The organism is Shinella sp. AETb1-6 (genome assembly GCF_009826875.1).
Lineage (GTDB): Bacteria > Pseudomonadota > Alphaproteobacteria > Rhizobiales > Rhizobiaceae > Shinella > Shinella sumterensis.
In genome coordinates this window covers 1-14,930 of record NZ_WUMM01000013.1, presented here as the reverse complement: position 1 = coordinate 14,930, position 14,930 = coordinate 1, and the positions used below count along the sequence as shown (strand labels likewise).

15 protein-coding genes are annotated in these 14,930 nt (G+C 62.1%); 11 read left to right on the top strand and 4 right to left on the bottom strand.

Features of this window, described 5'->3' with window-relative positions; all coding sequences use genetic code 11:
* Positions 1 to 9 precede the first annotated feature (9 nt).
* On the top strand, positions 10 to 936 hold the full coding sequence (locus tag GR158_RS20075) for a polysaccharide pyruvyl transferase family protein (protein WP_160872324.1): 927 nt from the start codon (positions 10 to 12) through the stop codon (positions 934 to 936).
* 4 nt (positions 937 to 940) lie between these two features.
* Here the strand turns inward: GR158_RS20075 and GR158_RS20070 are convergent, their stop codons facing one another.
* The gene (locus GR158_RS20070) at positions 941 to 1,936 is read right to left on the bottom strand and encodes a glycosyltransferase family A protein (protein ID WP_160872323.1); all 996 of its coding nucleotides are present in this window, start codon (positions 1,934 to 1,936) and stop codon (positions 941 to 943) included.
* Positions 1,937 to 2,044: 108 nt separating this feature from the next.
* Complete coding sequence (locus GR158_RS20065) at positions 2,045 to 2,365, bottom strand: exopolysaccharide production repressor protein (protein WP_246665726.1); 321 nt, start codon at positions 2,363 to 2,365, stop codon at positions 2,045 to 2,047.
* A 709-nt stretch (positions 2,366 to 3,074) separates the two neighbouring features.
* Here GR158_RS20065 and GR158_RS20060 point away from each other — a divergent pair.
* The 4 genes from GR158_RS20060 (at position 3,075) to GR158_RS20045 (ending at position 7,382) form a co-directional block, all read left to right on the top strand.
* Positions 3,075 to 3,752 carry a sugar transferase gene (locus GR158_RS20060; RefSeq protein ID WP_134646331.1) on the top strand — a complete coding sequence of 226 codons (678 nt, stop codon included), beginning with the start codon at positions 3,075 to 3,077 and terminating at the stop codon, positions 3,750 to 3,752.
* 62 nt (positions 3,753 to 3,814) lie between these two features.
* Complete coding sequence (locus GR158_RS20055; RefSeq protein ID WP_246665731.1) at positions 3,815 to 5,035, top strand: polysaccharide biosynthesis/export family protein; 1,221 nt, start codon at positions 3,815 to 3,817, stop codon at positions 5,033 to 5,035.
* Between the two features lie 8 nt (positions 5,036 to 5,043).
* On the top strand, positions 5,044 to 6,321 hold the full coding sequence (locus tag GR158_RS20050) for an O-antigen ligase (protein WP_160872321.1): 1,278 nt from the start codon (positions 5,044 to 5,046) through the stop codon (positions 6,319 to 6,321).
* Positions 6,318 to 7,382, top strand: a complete 1,065-nt coding sequence (locus GR158_RS20045) for an acyltransferase (RefSeq protein WP_160872320.1) — start codon at positions 6,318 to 6,320, stop codon at positions 7,380 to 7,382. Before GR158_RS20050 ends, GR158_RS20045 begins: the two co-directional genes overlap by 4 nt.
* Before the next feature lie 69 nt (positions 7,383 to 7,451).
* Here the strand turns inward: GR158_RS20045 and GR158_RS20040 are convergent, their stop codons facing one another.
* Positions 7,452 to 8,195, bottom strand: a complete 744-nt coding sequence (locus tag GR158_RS20040) for a FadR/GntR family transcriptional regulator (RefSeq protein ID WP_134646339.1) — start codon at positions 8,193 to 8,195, stop codon at positions 7,452 to 7,454.
* Positions 8,196 to 8,505: 310 nt separating this feature from the next.
* Here GR158_RS20040 and GR158_RS20035 point away from each other — a divergent pair, with 310 nt between their 5' ends.
* The 5 genes from GR158_RS20035 to GR158_RS20015 all read left to right on the top strand — a co-directional run bounded on the left by GR158_RS20035 (position 8,506) and on the right by GR158_RS20015 (position 13,646).
* Positions 8,506 to 9,609 carry a substrate-binding domain-containing protein gene (locus GR158_RS20035; protein WP_160872319.1) on the top strand — a complete coding sequence of 368 codons (1,104 nt, stop codon included), beginning with the start codon at positions 8,506 to 8,508 and terminating at the stop codon, positions 9,607 to 9,609.
* A 228-nt stretch (positions 9,610 to 9,837) separates the two neighbouring features.
* Positions 9,838 to 10,782 carry an ABC transporter permease gene (locus GR158_RS20030; RefSeq protein WP_134646343.1) on the top strand — a complete coding sequence of 315 codons (945 nt, stop codon included), beginning with the start codon at positions 9,838 to 9,840 and terminating at the stop codon, positions 10,780 to 10,782.
* A 10-nt stretch (positions 10,783 to 10,792) separates the two neighbouring features.
* Positions 10,793 to 12,295 (top strand): sugar ABC transporter ATP-binding protein, encoded by a 1,503-nt coding sequence (locus tag GR158_RS20025; RefSeq protein ID WP_160872318.1) that lies wholly within the window; start codon positions 10,793 to 10,795, stop codon positions 12,293 to 12,295.
* A 31-nt stretch (positions 12,296 to 12,326) separates the two neighbouring features.
* Positions 12,327 to 13,115, top strand: a complete 789-nt coding sequence (attM, locus tag GR158_RS20020; protein WP_160872317.1) for an N-acyl homoserine lactonase AttM — start codon at positions 12,327 to 12,329, stop codon at positions 13,113 to 13,115.
* An 84-nt stretch (positions 13,116 to 13,199) separates the two neighbouring features.
* The gene (locus GR158_RS20015; RefSeq protein ID WP_230639944.1) at positions 13,200 to 13,646 is read left to right on the top strand and encodes an SgcJ/EcaC family oxidoreductase; all 447 of its coding nucleotides are present in this window, start codon (positions 13,200 to 13,202) and stop codon (positions 13,644 to 13,646) included.
* A gap of 73 nt (positions 13,647 to 13,719) precedes the next feature.
* Here GR158_RS20015 and GR158_RS20010 read toward each other — a convergent pair whose 3' ends face one another.
* On the bottom strand, positions 13,720 to 14,202 hold the full coding sequence (locus GR158_RS20010; protein WP_160872316.1) for a DMT family transporter: 483 nt from the start codon (positions 14,200 to 14,202) through the stop codon (positions 13,720 to 13,722).
* Positions 14,203 to 14,276: 74 nt separating this feature from the next.
* On the opposite strand from GR158_RS20010, the gene GR158_RS20005 reads away from it, so the two are divergent.
* The coding region (locus GR158_RS20005; RefSeq protein WP_160872315.1) for a LysR substrate-binding domain-containing protein at positions 14,277 to 14,930 on the top strand (654 nt) is incomplete at its 3' end.

The window sequence follows — 14,930 nt, the reverse complement described above, 5'->3', positions numbered from 1 at the left end:
GAGAGACCCATGAAGCCCTATTACTGGGAATCGCAGCACGGCAATTTCGGTGACGACCTCAATCTCTGGCTATGGGATTTCCTGCTGCCGGGGTTCCGCGAGGTACATGCCGATGTGCTGCTCGTTGGTGTGGGCACGGTGCTGAACGAAGCTCTCCTGCCGCAGGCCGGCCGCAAGCTCGTGCTCGGCAGCGGCTTCGGGTACGGCACCCTGCCTGACATGCGCGACCGGGATCTGTGGGACGTGCGCTGCGTGCGCGGCCCGCTGACGGCGGCAAGGGTAGGCCTGCCGGCGGAACTGGGCATCATCGATCCCGCCGTGCTGGTCGCGGACATGCCGGAGTTCGCAAACCGGCCGAAGCGCATCAAATGCGCTTTCGTTCCCCACTGGGAATCGGCGGTGGCCGGGCTCTGGCCGGTCGTCTGCGCGATGGCGGGCCTGCACTATATCGACCCGCGCGGCGAGGCGAAGGACGTGATCGGCGAGATCGCCGGATGCGAACTGATCGTCGCCGAATCCATGCACGGCGCCATTCTTGCGGATGCTTTCCGTGTGCCGTGGGTAGCGGTCAGCACATCGGCCAACATCAACGGCTTCAAATGGCGGGACTGGGCCGGGACGGTCGGCGTCGATCCGACCGCGCGGCGCATTCCCATCTCGACACGCGCCGAGGCCATCAGCAAGGGCGCCCGTTTCTGGGGCGTCGACTACGATGGTGCGAGCCATGCAGCCGAGGAAAGCGCGGTCGCCGTTACCACGGCAGCGCCCCGCTCAGGTCTTCGTCTTGCCGCCAAACAGGTTCTCGCCGCGCCCTCCACCTTGGCTCTCTGGCAGGCAAGCCGTGCTGAACCCCAACTCAGCGCGGACGCGCGTCTTCTGGAACGCAAGGAGCGTCTATACGCCGTGCTGGAAGGCGTGCGCCGCGATTATCTCTAAGATCCTATCGCGTGGCGGAGGCGGGCAGCAGGTAGCGCAACCCGTCTTGCGGCGCCGAAGGCTCCGTCCTCATCCGCCGTCGCGCGGCTTGCAACTTGTCGCGCAGGATGTCGCCGGCAATGGCCGGCATGGCCGAGGGGTTTTCGACCGCATAAGCGAGGGCCGCGCGCGCGCCGCCCTCCCGTTTGCGGTCGAGGAAATGCCGCAAGGCGTGGCGCCGGCCGATCTGGCGGCAATGGCGACGCATCGCGTGCTCAGCCTCGGATGGTACATTGCCCGCCGAAAGAATCGAGCGCTCCGCCTCATACAGCGCTTCGAGATCCTTCGTCCGATGCTGGCCGCTCAGGGAATCGGCACGCACGACCGCGCCGTAGCCGCAGCTTTCGATGACGGTGTAGCGGGCGCCCGCAAGCAGCGCTCGCACATAAAGTTCGTAGTCCTCGCCAAGGCGCATGTCCTCGCGGTAGCGGAGGTCGTGCGCATCAAGGAACGCGCGGCGCATGACCGGCTTCAGGAAACCGAGCTCGCCGCGTGGCGCGCCGCGCCGGGAAATGTTGCCGAGAACGAAATCGGCAAGGCCGAGCCGACGCGGACGCGGCGCGAAATCATCCGGTTGCCGGGTGAGTTCGGCTTCCGGCATGAAGGCGATGTTATCGGCGATAAAATCCCAGTCCGGGCAGGCGAGCATGCGCCTGAAGCGACCGGGAAAGAAGAAATCATCCGCGTCGAGAATACTGATCAGAGGTGCGCGGGATACGGCGATGGCGTGGTTGCGCGCGGCCGATGGCCCCCGGTTCGTGCGGAAGCGGATGATGTCGAGCCGCCGGCTCGTATCGTCTGCTGCGGCCGCTGCTGCGAGCGTTCGGTCGTCCGACCCGTCGTCAACCACCACGACTTCGTCGACCTCCGGCTGCGCGAGCGCGGAGCGCACCGCCCGGCCGATCGTTTTTTCCGCATTCTTCGCGGCGATAATGACACAGACCTTTTCTTGCTGGATCACGGCATACCTCTCGTTCGTACTGAGCCGACGGCGCAGACATGTCCGCGCTGCAATGCAGCATGAAAGGGAAAGGGGGCACAAAAACGGCCCGGCAGGATCAGTTTGGGGTCAGGGCTTGGAGTGGCCCGGCTCGTTCATCGAAACGGGGACCGTGGCCTTTGCCTTTTCGAGGTCCGTCGCAGGGCGTCCCGATCCGGTCTTTTCCTTGCGAGCCTTGCTGACACGCCAAGTGAGGTAGAGCACCGCGCCGAAGTAGCCGAGCTGGATGAGAACCGCGCAGACCAGGGTCTGGCCCGCCGTTGTCGCGGCGGAGCCCGTGCTGGCATAGGTAACGGCGGCAAAGGCCACGAGCACGAGGGCCATGCTCACAAAAAAGCGTGGCGCATAGGCCATGCTGTCCCGCCATTTCGTATCCGGCGCTGGTTTCATCGATGGATCGCCTTCTCCTCTGAGGCTGGCCTGAACTATAGGCGGTGGCGGCACTGCATGCAACTAGCAGGACTAATGAGGGCGAGCATGGCCGGTTCCGAGTCGTAGCCGACCGATCTTGCGGTTCGGTTAAGGCGGTTGTGGTCGACCGAAGAATCGCGTCTGCCACCTTGCTGCCCAGATTTCGGCACCTTTCCAACCCGGGCGGCCGAAAATACCCCGAAAAAGCGAATACGTGCTTTCGCGTTGCAGCCGGTGGGTTGCGTTGCAGCATAGCCGTGATCACCTTTTGTTACAATATGAGGCGTCGCTTATGGAAAAAGTGTGCGCCGCAAAATAATATTGCAGCGCAAAATTATTGGCGGCCGCCAGGTTAAGGCGGGCCTATGTACCATCATATGCCGAGCCTGTAGCGTATAAATATGTAAAATCGGGCGCGGCAAGCCGATAACGGAAAGTCATTTTGGCGCGTGAATAGGAATATCGCACGCCGCTCAGCGACCTGGTTCGACAAAATCCCATATTTGATACTTTTCATATACTGCCGGACAAAAAATTTTAGGACATAATGATTTTCTTAAATGCCAGGTTCCGGCAATCAATTCGTCACATCACGTTTCAAAAAACAAACTGTGACCATACACTGCGTATTGGATGTCTGAACGCGTCCGAGGGACCCGACCATCGCAATTCCAATGGAGCCATCTCTATGAAGTCCGCGAGCCGATCGGCCAGTTCGCCGTTATTCAATTCTGTGACAGCCGGTGCTCCGCCGGTGGGGGGAATATCGAAACGGAGCTTTGACATCCTGGTGGCACTTGCCGCGCTCATCCTGCTCAGCCCCATCTTCCTGCTGATCATGGCGCTTGTGAAATACACCGACGGCGGCAGCATCTTCTATGGCCACCGCCGCATCGGCTACAATGGAACGACCTTCCGTTGCCTGAAATTCCGAACCATGGCGGAGAATGGCGATGCCCTTCTCCAGCAATATTTCGAAGAAAACCCTGAAGCGCTGGAGGAATGGCGCGCCACGCGCAAGCTGCAGGACGATCCGCGCGTCACCGTGCTCGGAACGGTGCTTCGCAAGCTCAGCCTCGATGAACTTCCTCAGCTCATCAACATCCTCAAGGGGGAGATGAGCATCGTCGGCCCCCGTCCGGTGGTCGAAGACGAACTGGAGCTCTACGAGGCATCGGCCGTCTATTATCTGCGCAGCCGCCCGGGCCTCACCGGCCTCTGGCAGGTCAGCGGCCGTAACGATGTTTCCTACGCGGCGCGCATCGCCTTCGATACGCATTATGTGCGCAACTGGTCGCTCACGCGGGACCTCGTCATCGTCGTGCGCACCATCCCGGCCGTGTGCCTTTCGCGCGGCAGTTACTGATTCCGCAAGAGGTTGCCATGAAAACGATCTCGACCGCAGCCACGGTTGCGCACGCCTTTTCCATGAGAATGCTCGGTGGCCTCACGCTCGCCGCGGTGCTCATGGCCGGATCCTCCGCCTCTGCGGAGGAATACCGGCTCGGCGTCATGGACAAGTTGCGCATCCGCGTGGCGGAATGGCAGACCGCAGAAGGCGCGATCCGCGATTGGAGCGCCGTCAGCGGTGATTACCGGATCGGTGCCGATGGTTCCCTTTCCCTGCCGTTCATCGGCCAATTGCCTGCCGATGGCCGCACCACAGCGGATCTTTCGGCCGATATCGGCAAGAAGATGCAGGTGCTCTTCGGCCTCAAGGACCTGCCGTCCGCCTCGGTGGAGATCGCCGAATACCGGCCGGTCTATCTGTCCGGCGACGTGCAGACACCCGGTGCCTATCCCTATGCGCCGGGGTTGACGGTCCTCAAGGCCATCAGCTTCGGTGGCGGGCTGCGCCGGGCGGATCCCGGCCAGCGCTTCGCCCGGGATTTCCTGCGCTCGGAAGGTGAGGCGGCTGTCTATGTCGCTGAGCGCAATCGTCTGCTCATCCGCCGCGCACGCATCGTGGCGGAGATGTCCGGCGCAACGGAGATCGAAATGCCCAAGGAGCTCGCGAAGTCCGAGGAGGCCAAGGCGATCATGGAAAGCGAGAAGGCGCTGATGGCCTCTCGGGAAAAGCGGCAGCGCTTGCAGCTGACGGCGCTGGCCGATCTCAAGTCGCTGCTTGAGAATGAAATCGACTCGCTCGCCAAGAAGTCCGAAACCCAGACGCGCCAGCTCGAACTCGTTCAGGGCGACCTTTCCAAGGTCGATACGCTGGCGGAGAAGGGGCTCGCGATCAGCTCGCGGCGTCTTGCGCTGGAACAGCGCACCGCCGACCTCCAGGCCGCCCTGCTCGATATCGACACGGCCTCGCTGAAGGCCAAGCAGGACATCAACAAGGCCTCTCAGGATGAGACGAACCTGACGAATGACAGGGATGCCGAACTGGCGCAAGAGCTACAGAACACCGAGCAGGAACTCGATACGCTCGCTCTGAAGCTCGGCACCAGCCGTGACCTGATGTCGGAGGCGCTGATGCAATCGGCCGATGCCGCCACGCTGAAGGGTGGACTTTCCGCCGCCAATATCGGCTATTCGATCGTGCGCACGGTCGGGGACAAGACCGAGCAGATCCGCGCCACCGAAACGACGCCGGTCCTGCCCGGTGACATCGTGAAGGTGGAAGCCAGTCTCGCAACGCAGTGAGACTGCCCATGCGGATCGCGAAGCACCGGCTCATCGGACCTGAAGGCAACGAGGCCTATGGCGCCTTCGCCGTCGCGCTGTCGTTGTTCGTCTTCGCTTATTCCTTCCGCTTCGGCCAGGTCTCGATCCTTGCCTATTACGCCCTGTGGCTGCCGTTGGTCGCCGTCGATTACCGGCGGGTTCTCGGCAACTATGCCCATTATCTCTGGCTTTTCGCGTTTGCGCTTTTTGCCTGCCTGTCCGTGTTCTGGTCGCAGGCGCCGGGCGCGACGATGCGCACCGGGCTGCAATATCTCTCGCACGTCGTTTGCGCCCTCATCGCGATGCGCGTGGTCGATACGCGCACGCTGGTACGCGGCGGGTTGATCGGCACGGGGCTGGTGTTGTTCTACTCGCTCGCCTTTGGCGTCTATCATCTCGATCCGCTCGACGGGACCTACAGCTTCGTCGGTGCCTTCGCTTCCAAGAACCAGCTCGGGTTCTATGCCTCGCTCGCCGTGCTCTTTGCCTTCGCCGCGCTTTTTCTCGGCATGGAGCGGGGTGTCTGGAAGCTGGCTGCCGTGTGCTGCGTGCTCGTCGCGCTCTATTGCCTGAAGGCCTCGCAATCGGCCACATCGGTCCTCACGACCGTCGCCGTCGCCGGTCTGTGCGTCGCGCTGCGCGCATTGGAAATGCTCGCCCCGCGCCACCGCAAGATGCTGTTTTCGGCGCTCGCCGTGCTGACCGTGGGGCTCGGGCTCGCCACCGTCTATGGCGGTGGCTTCGAGATGATCCTCGGCGTCTTCGGCAAGGATGCGACGCTTACCGGGCGCACCTATCTGTGGCAGCAGGGAATTGCGGCGGCGAGTGCTGCGCCGCTTGTCGGCATCGGCTACCAGGCTTTCTGGGTGCAGGGTTTTGCAGAGGCCGAGCGGCTCTGGGCGGCGTTCTTCATCGCCGGGCGCAGTGGCTTCCATTTCCACAACACGTTTATCGCCGCGACGGTCGAGACGGGCCTGATCGGCTGCCTGCTGCTGTCCATGGTTCTCCTTGCCACGCTCACGGGTCACCTGCGCCGGCTGCTGTCGGCTGCGCGCGACCGCGAGGCGCTGGTGCTGTTCACCATCGCGGCATTGCTGGCGGTGCGCACCTTCGTGGAGATCGATATCCTCAACCCCTATCACGTCGGTTCCTTCCTGCTTTACTTTGCCGCTGGCAAGCTGACGAACGGGAGGCGAAGCCGCGCGCATCGCTTCGTGCCGGCGGGAAGATCGATACGACCTCGCCTCGGAACGGTGGCCGCATGACGTCCCCGGCCATCCCCGAAGCGCGCCGGGAAACGCTCTACGGCATTCAGTATCTGCGTGCCTTCGCGGCGCTCGCCGTCCTCGCCTTCCATGCGGCCGAGCGAAGCGGTTACGCCTTTGCCATCGGCGCGGCCGGCGTCGATGTCTTCTTTGTCATCAGCGGCTTCATCATGTGGGTGATCGTCGAACGGCGCCCCGTTTCGCCCGGACACTTCCTGCGGGAGCGTATCCGCCGTATCGTGCCCATCTACTGGCTGGCGACCGGGGTGATGGTGGCGGGAGCGCTCGCGGGTCTGTTTCCCAATCTGGTGCTGACGGCCAGCCATATCTTCGCGTCGCTGTTCTTTGTCCCGACGCGCTCGCCAAGCACCGGAGAGCTTTGGCCGGTGCTCGTCCAGGGCTGGACGCTCAATTACGAGATGTTCTTCTACGCCGTCTTTGCGTCCTGCCTGCTCTTGCCCGGCCGCGTGCGCCTCGCGGTCGTCGCGGCGATCTTTGTGTCCCTCGTCGCGCTCGGCTTTATGGTGGAAAGCGACAACGCCCTCTTTGCTACCTATACGAGGCCGATCATTCTGGAATTCGTTGCCGGCATGATGATCGGCCGCCTTTGGCTTTCCAGGCATGTTCCACCCCGGTGGCTGGCGTTTGCCCTCATCGTCGCGGCATTCGCCGGCTTTGCGATGATCGGCATTCTGAACCTGCCGTTTGACGAATGGACGTGCGGTCCGCTCGCTGCCGCCCTTGTCTATGGAGCCGCCTTTCTGGAAAAACACGGCCGTGGCGTGCCGTTCGCGAAGGTTCCCGCCCTTCTGGGCTCCGCATCCTATTCGATCTATCTCTGGCACACCTTCGCGATCTCCGTCGCGGCCAAGGCCGGCGGCGCTGTCGGCCTCGCCCCGCCGATCATCTTCGTCACATCGATGTGTGCCGGTTTGGCCGCAGGTCTCTGCGCCTATGTTATCTGCGAGCAGCCACTCCTGCGCAGCAGGGGAAAGCTCCTGGCGCAGAGACGCCTTTTGCCCTCCATGCGGCGGAACCTAACTCAAGATCAAGGGAGATGACGTGCTGCGGTTATACATCCTGACGTCTTGGGATCTCTGTTTGGCGCTCAGGCCGATGATCGCACTCCATCACCGAGGCTCGGTTCTCGACGCTTGTTCATCGTCTGCGCCCTTGAGAAGCAAGGTCAGGCGGTCGGCCGCGCCGCGGAGGTGGTCTTCCGCCGCCAGCCGCGCCTCCTGCGGGTCGGCTTTGGCGATGGCACGGTAGATCGCCGTATGTTCGGCCTGAACCTGTTTGAGAAGGGCATTGCGCAATGTGCTGGCCCGCGCCTTGCGGATGAAGTTGCGGACATGGGATTCGAGAAAATCCGACATTTCACGGAAATGCGGATTGCCGCAGGCATCGACGATCTCCCGGTGAAACGCCAGGTCCTCCTCGATGCCGGCCTCGCCGTTGTCGAATGCCGTCTGGATGGCGTTGAGCCGCCGTTCGATCTCGCGGAGCTGCGTTTCGGAACGCCGCTCTGCCGCAAGCGCCGTCGCCGCGGACTCGACAGCCATTAGCAGTTCGATGACGTTCTGCACATCGAGCGCATCGGTCAGATCGACGCCCGCTAGCCGGAAGGCAATTTCCTTGGTTTCGATGACGAAGGCGCCAAGCCCCTGACGCGTCGCGACCAGGCCATCTCGCTTCAGTGAGCCGATTGCCTCGCGGATGATCGGCCGGCTCACGCCGTACTTCTCCGAAAGAACACGCTCCGTCGGCAGCTTGTCTCCCTTCGCATAGGTTCCGGACGTGATGTCGGCACGGATGCGGCCGGCGACCGAATCCGCAAGCGACGGGCCGCGTGTTACCCTGTCATCTAGCACCATGCGCGCCCTCCGAGCGTTTCCGTTTCCCTGACTCTACCATCCGGAGCGGTTTTAACAGGCTTTGCCGCCCGCAACTGCCCCATCGCATCTTTTTCCGCAAGAATAGCAGAATTCACTTGTCAGGCAACCATGTAATATGGTTCATTGGCCATAAGAGGAGGGCGGCCGCCGGTCGCCACGACGGGTTTCCGGTTGATCGAAGCGGGCAGGGTGCCGGAGGTGGTCCGGCGCCGCCGGCGAAGCGTGTCCAGCCGTCGTCCGGTGGGAAAGCACCAAGCCTCTGCAGATCAGAAGCGACAGGGAGGAAAACATGAGCTTCTTTGATGACACCGTACGGCTGCGAAGACTTGCCGAGGAGGCCACCGAATTTGCGCAGTTCAGTCGGCGCACCCTTTTGAAGGGCGCGGCCGGCGTTATCGGCGGTGCGGCCCTTGCTGGGTCTGCGACGGTCGCGAGCGCGGAAGAGATCACGCCGCCAGCGCCTGGCAAGAAGGTGCGCATCGGTGTTCCGCTGACCTATGGGCCATTCAATCAACCCTGGCGGCGCGGCTGCTGGCAGATCGTCAAGGCCGTGCTCGATGCCGGAGGCGAAGTCGTGACCGTTCGCGGCGAGCCGACAAAGGCGAGCGAGCAGGCCGCTGCTCGCGCGCTCCTCGATCGCGGCATCGACGCGCTCGTCATGGGCATCTACTCCCAGGAATCCGAGACGGCCTATATCGCGGACGAAGCCCACAAGCGCGGCATCAAGACGGTCGGCTTTACCATACCCGTGAAGGACTCGCCCGCCGTCATGGACGATGTGTGGGGCACCGCCACGACGCTGGGCTACTTCGTGCAGAACTACTGCAAGCGTCAGGGCACTTTCGCCCAGACCGCAGAACAGCGCGGCTACTTCACCCCGTTCGACATGGAAGTCGACATGTTCGAGCTGATGTGCCGTTACGAGCCGCGCATGAAGGTCCTGCCGTTCATCGATGGCGGGCAGGGCACGACGGACGAAATCTCCGTGGGCCGCAAGAACATGCTGTCCCTGCTGCAGGCCAATCCCGAGCCCGGCTCGCTGGCCGGCTTTATTTCGTGGTGGTGGCCCTTCACGCTTGGAGCCGGGCAGGCACTCAAGCAAATGAACCGCGACGATGTTCCGCTGTTCAACCACTACCTGTCGACCCAGTTCCTCGAAGCCTGGGCCGCCAAGCAGGTTCCGGTGGTTTTCAGCTGCGACTCCCCGTTCCCCGAAATCGGCCGCAAGACCGGCGAGCTCGCCGTCAAACTCGCCCGGGGCGAGGATGTCCCGAACCTCGTCTACCGCATTCCGGTCATCACCAAGACGCCGGATCAGGCAGCAGAGGCCCTTGCCGAACTCAAGAGCATGGACGAGCAGGCGATCGCCCTGCTCAAGCAGTTCGGCGGCTGATGGCCGGCCTGGCATGCGGCGGGCACCATCTTCCCGCCCGCCGCATGCGTCTTCCATCGCATGACAAACGGGTAGGTCGTTGCGGCTCAGGCCGGCGCTTGCCCTCTATCGATCAAGAACGACTGGAACAGAACAGTGACGCAAGAGCAGGAAAGCCTCGCGAGGGCGAAGACGACGCGAAACGCCTTGGAAAAAACACAGGCCTCGGGACGAAAAGAGTCCGCTGCCATGCGCTTTCTGCGGCGCTGGGGAACCATCATCGTGCTCGTGCTGGCGGCGGTCGGCTTCTCCATCGCCTCGCCCTATTTCGCGACCGTATCGAACCTCAACAATATCCTGTTCTCCATGATCGTCAGCGCACTGGTATCGCTCGGCCTGACATGGGTCGTCATTTCCGGAAGCTTCGATCTGTCGATCGGCCTGACGGTGACCACGTCGTCAATCCTCGTCGCCTTCCTCATTCCAATCCTTGGGCCATGGGCCGCAATAGCCGTCGCGCTTGTTGCCGCCTGCCTGATCGGTGCGGTCAACGGCGTCCTCGTCACCTACGGCCGGCTGTCCGGCATCGTGGTGACATTGGGGGTGATGTTCGTTCTTTCGGGCATCAACATCTTCATCACCGGCGGCTATCAGGTGCCGGTCGGCTATGACGAGACGGCCTTCCTCTATTTGGGCCAGGGCAAGCTCGGCATTATCGGCGTTCCGGTTCTGATCCTGCTTGCGGTGTTCCTCGTTGCCTTGGTCGCCGCGACGCGCACGCGCATCGGCCACTATATCGCTGCTGTTGGCGACAATCCGATGGCGGCCTTCTACTCCGGCATCAACGTCTATCGCTGGGTCATCCTCGCCTTTGTGCTGTCTGCTCTCATGTCGGGCATTGCCGGGGTGATCGTGACATCCATCTCTTCGTCGGCGCAGCCTGTTGGTGGCGAAGGCTATCTGCTGGAGGCATTCGCTGCCGTGTTCCTTGGCGCGACTGTCCTCGGCAAGGGAAAGCCCCACCTGCTGGGCACGCTGGTCGGCGTCTTCTTCCTCTACATGGTGGATTCCGGCATGAACATGGTCGGCTTCCCGTTTGCCGCCCGCCACATCTTCCAAGGGTTGGTTCTCATCATCGCGGTCGGCGCAAACGCGCTTCTCAACCGCGAAGAAGTCCACCTCAAGTTCATCTGAGGTAAGGACCATGACTGACACAGCACTCGTCGAACTGAAAAATCTCGAAAAGGAATTTGCCGGCACCAAGGCGCTGAAGGGCGTGAGCCTCAGCTTCCTTGCCGGCGAGGTGCACGGTCTGCTCGGCGAAAACGGTGCCGGCAAGTCGACTTTGATCAAGATCCTCACGGGCGTTTATTCACCCAGCGCCGGCGAGATCCTCCTCGAAGGCGCGTCTGTGCGGGTCTCCAGCCCGCCCGAAGCGCACCGCCTGGGTCTTGGCGCCGTCTACCAGGACGCCGAACTCGTTTCCAGCTTCACCGTCGGGCAGAATATCCTGCTTGGCAACGAACCGGGGCGGTTTGGCGTCAGCGACCGGGCAATCCACGACGAGGCAACCGCGATCCTGGCCGACATGGGCATCGACCTTGATGCGCGCCGTATGGCCAGCACGCTTTCTGCCGCCGAGATGCAACTGGTTACGCTGGCGACGCTCTTTCATCGCCGATACAAGCTGATCGTGCTGGATGAGCCCACGGCCCGCCTTTCCGCGGCGGAATCGGAAGTGCTCTTCCGCATCATCGAACGCTTCAAGAAGCAGTGCATCGCCATCGTCTACATCTCCCATCGCCTCAGGGAGGTGCAGGAAATCTGCGATCGTGCAACGATCCTGCGCGGCGGGCTGGTCTCCGGGACGCTGAACCGCGGCGAAGTCACCGAGGACCGGGTGACCGAGCTGATGGTCGATCGCAATCGCTCGGAGTTGTCGATCTATAATGATGGCAGCCGGGCTCGCCCGGAGGTTCTTCTGGAGGCCACGGAACTGGCGACGGCCAACCTGTCGCCGCTCTCATTCACCATCCGAGCGGGCGAGGTTCTGGGCATTACGGGGCCGGTCGGCGGCGGCATGGAGGATGTAGCGCGCGCACTAGGCGGCGTCGTGCGCCATGCGGGCAAGGCCAGCCTGCGCGGCAAGGCCATCGACGTCAGGACACCCATTGCCGCGCGCCGTTCGGGCGTGGCCCTTATTCCCGAGGATCGGCGCAAGCAGGCGCTCTTCCCGGCGCTCTCCATTGCCGAGAACATCTGCCTTCCGATACTGAACAGGCTTGAGCGGTTTTTGACCATACGTCCCGGCGCGATGAGGAAATATTCCGACGACGTGATGGGCCAGCTCGCGGTTCGCCCGCGCAACGCCGCCTTGCAGGTCCGTTTCTTTTCGGGCGGCAACCAACAGAAGTTGGTCATCGGCAAATGGATGAGTGCCGGTGCATCGCTCTACATCATCGTGGAACCGACGAACGGCGTGGATGTCGGTGCGATCAAGGAAATCTACGACATCATCCTGCAGCTTGCGCAGGATGGCGCGGCAGTATTGCTTGTGTCGTCATCGTTGCGTGAGACGTTGGCGCTTGCCGATCGCGTGATGGTCATTCACGACGGCAAGTGCGTCGCGGAAGCCCCGAAGACCCACTGGACCTACGATGAGCTTCTGGCCGTCACGCTGAGCGGCAAATCGAAAACCGCGGCTTAGCCGCAGCCTATTCATGACAGGAGGAGACCCCATGAGCACAGATATCAGGCTCTACATGTTCCAGACCGGCCAGATCCGGCAGAAGGAAGTCGACATTAAGCTCGGCTACAGTCAGGATCCGTTCTTCACGCCGATACCGTGGTATCTGATCGTCCATCCCAAGGGCAACATCGTCATCGATGGCGGTACGGCCGTCGAGGCGGCCCACGATCCGGAAGGCTGGTGGGGCGAGACGACCAAGAAGTACTACCCGATCATGGATCCGGTCGAGGGCTGCGTGAACCAGCTCGCCAAGATCGGCATGAAGCCTGACGACATCAAGTTCGTGCTTCACTCGCATCTTCATCTCGATCATTCCGGCGCCTGCGGCAATTTCCCAAAGGCGCGCCATCTGGTGCAGCGCCGCGAGATCGACTGGGCCTTCTCCGCGGACTGGTTCATGCAGGGCGGCTATATCAAGAAGGACCTGACAAAGGACGGCATCACCTGGGACGTGATGGAGGACGAAGACCAGTACGACGTGTTCGGCGACGGCAGCGTGCAGACGTTCATATCGCCGGGGCATACGCCCGGTCACCAGTCGATCATGGTGCGGTTGCCGAACACTGGCTCGATCCTGCTGGCGATCGATGCGGCCTACACGATGGATCACTGGAACGAGAAATGCCTGCCGGGTGCGCTGACCTCGGCGCGCGAGGCAGCGGCATCCGTACGCAGGCTGCGGCGTATCGCCGAGAAGGAAAATGCGATCGTCGTGCCCGGCCACGATATGGAAACCTGGCAGGCCTTCAAGAAGGCGCCTGCTGAATACTACGACTGATCCGCGCAACCAGGATGCCGTCGGCGGGCAACCGCTGACGGCGGGCGCCACGCTCTACCCTCCATTCGACCCGAAACATAACCCATGATGGCTGCCGCTAGGTTTCCGTCCGAGAGCATCTGTTTTCAAATGCATGAAATAATCCTCAATCAGATAGAGCAGCGGTGGAACGATGCCGCGGCGACCTGGGATAGCAAGGCGCTCTCGCGGATCTACACGGACGACGCCGTTTTTTTTGGTTTGCTCCCCCGGCTTTATGTCGGCCGCTTGGATGTCGAGGCGTATTTCCGCAGCTATGAGGACGTTCTCCAGGGCGTGACGCTCTCCCTCATCGACCAGCAAATCCGCTCTCTAGGGGAGGGTTTGTTTATCGCGCAGGGTTTCGGCAATATCGTCAATCGCCGTATGGACGGCACGATCGTGCATAACAGGGTTCGCACCTCCTTCGTTGTGACGGAGACTGAAAGCGCATGGCTGATAGCGCTGCATCACTTTTCGAACGTGAAGCCCTCTGAAAGTGGGACGTCGTGATCCGGCGGTGTTTGAACTTTTTTCATCTCGTTGCCTCGCCCTGACGCGGCTTGTCGGCGCAGGCATTTAGCCGTCACGAACCGGCAGGCGGCTTCAGCCAGAATGTCTGCAACTGCATCACGATCAGCCCAAGAAAGATGAGGCCGAGGCCGGCAAGGCGGGACCATGAAACGGGTTGCTGCGGCAGGCCGACGAGGCCCCATTGGTCGATGATGATCGACGCCAGCATCTGCCCGGCGATGACCGCCATGATGAAGCCGGCCGCGCCGAGTTTTGGCGCAAGCATGAGCGCGCCGGTGATGTAGACGACGCCGACAATGCCGCCGATCCATATCCAGCGCGGCGCGTGGACAAGGTTTGACAGGGCCGGCAACGGCACCTTCGTCAAAAGCATGACGGGCAGGATGCAGGCCAGGCTGACGCAAAGGGATACGAGCGTACCCCAAAGCGGATGACCAAGCGACCGTCCGAGAGCCGCGTTTGCTCCTGCCTGAAACGGAACGACCGCACCGGTCACGACGGCAGCGAAGATGAGGAATATTGTATTGGTTTGCATGGCGAATAACCTCCGATGCCCACCACGTGCACTATTTGGTGTGCTGATGGAAATTCCGATGTAATATCTTCGCTATGCATGATGTGAATAATCTGCGAGGCGTCGACCTCAACCTTCTTGTGGTCCTTGATGCCCTTCTGGCCGAGCGGCACGTGTCGCGGACAGCCACGCGGCTCAATATGAGCCAGCCGGCAGTCAGCCATGCGCTCGGGCGTCTGCGTCTTCTGTTCAACGATCCCCTGCTCGTACGCCGCGGTGGTCAGCTTGTTCCAAGTGCCAAGGCAATGGAGATCGCGCCGGTTCTGGATCAAGCCCTGCGACAGATGAGGGAGGTCCTCGGCCCGAACGGCTTCGACCCTGCGCGTGAGAAACGAGGTTTCCGCCTTGCAATGTCGGACTATGGCTCTGCCGTTGTGCTCCCCGGTCTTTTGCGAAGGCTGCGTCGCGAGGCGCCAGGGATCGAACTTGTAGTGACCCAGTCGAGCCGGGAAGCCATGCTACGGCTGCTGCTGGACGGCGAGTGCGATCTCGCCCTGGGCGTCTTTCCTGATCTTCCCGAACGGCTGCAAGCCGGGCAGCTCGCCATCGAGCACTTCGCCTGCGTGGCGGACCGCAGTTCGATGGCGGGCAAGGACTGCCTCGATATGGACGGCTATCTTGCAAGGCCCCACGTTCTCGTTGCGATGAACGACGGCACGAACACCGAAATCGACATGGCTTTACGCGCT

What these genes read in the sequence shown, in the direction of transcription:
- GR158_RS20075 (WP_160872324.1), top strand. Translation starts at nt 10, where the DNA reads ATGAAGCCCTATTACTGGGAATCGCAGCACGGCAATTTCGGTGACGAC.
- GR158_RS20065 (WP_246665726.1), bottom strand. Translation starts at nt 2,365, where the DNA reads ATGAAACCAGCGCCGGATACGAAATGGCGGGACAGCATGGCCTATGCG.
- GR158_RS20060 (WP_134646331.1), top strand. Translation starts at nt 3,075, where the DNA reads ATGAAGTCCGCGAGCCGATCGGCCAGTTCGCCGTTATTCAATTCTGTG.
- GR158_RS20055 (WP_246665731.1), top strand. Translation starts at nt 3,815, where the DNA reads ATGAGAATGCTCGGTGGCCTCACGCTCGCCGCGGTGCTCATGGCCGGA.
- GR158_RS20050 (WP_160872321.1), top strand. Translation starts at nt 5,044, where the DNA reads ATGCGGATCGCGAAGCACCGGCTCATCGGACCTGAAGGCAACGAGGCC.
- GR158_RS20045 (WP_160872320.1), top strand. Translation starts at nt 6,318, where the DNA reads ATGACGTCCCCGGCCATCCCCGAAGCGCGCCGGGAAACGCTCTACGGC.
- GR158_RS20040 (WP_134646339.1), bottom strand. Translation starts at nt 8,195, where the DNA reads ATGGTGCTAGATGACAGGGTAACACGCGGCCCGTCGCTTGCGGATTCG.
- GR158_RS20035 (WP_160872319.1), top strand. Translation starts at nt 8,506, where the DNA reads ATGAGCTTCTTTGATGACACCGTACGGCTGCGAAGACTTGCCGAGGAG.
- GR158_RS20030 (WP_134646343.1), top strand. Translation starts at nt 9,838, where the DNA reads ATGCGCTTTCTGCGGCGCTGGGGAACCATCATCGTGCTCGTGCTGGCG.
- GR158_RS20025 (WP_160872318.1), top strand. Translation starts at nt 10,793, where the DNA reads ATGACTGACACAGCACTCGTCGAACTGAAAAATCTCGAAAAGGAATTT.
- attM (WP_160872317.1), top strand. Translation starts at nt 12,327, where the DNA reads ATGAGCACAGATATCAGGCTCTACATGTTCCAGACCGGCCAGATCCGG.
- GR158_RS20015 (WP_230639944.1), top strand. Translation starts at nt 13,200, where the DNA reads ATGATGGCTGCCGCTAGGTTTCCGTCCGAGAGCATCTGTTTTCAAATG.
- GR158_RS20010 (WP_160872316.1), bottom strand. Translation starts at nt 14,202, where the DNA reads ATGCAAACCAATACAATATTCCTCATCTTCGCTGCCGTCGTGACCGGT.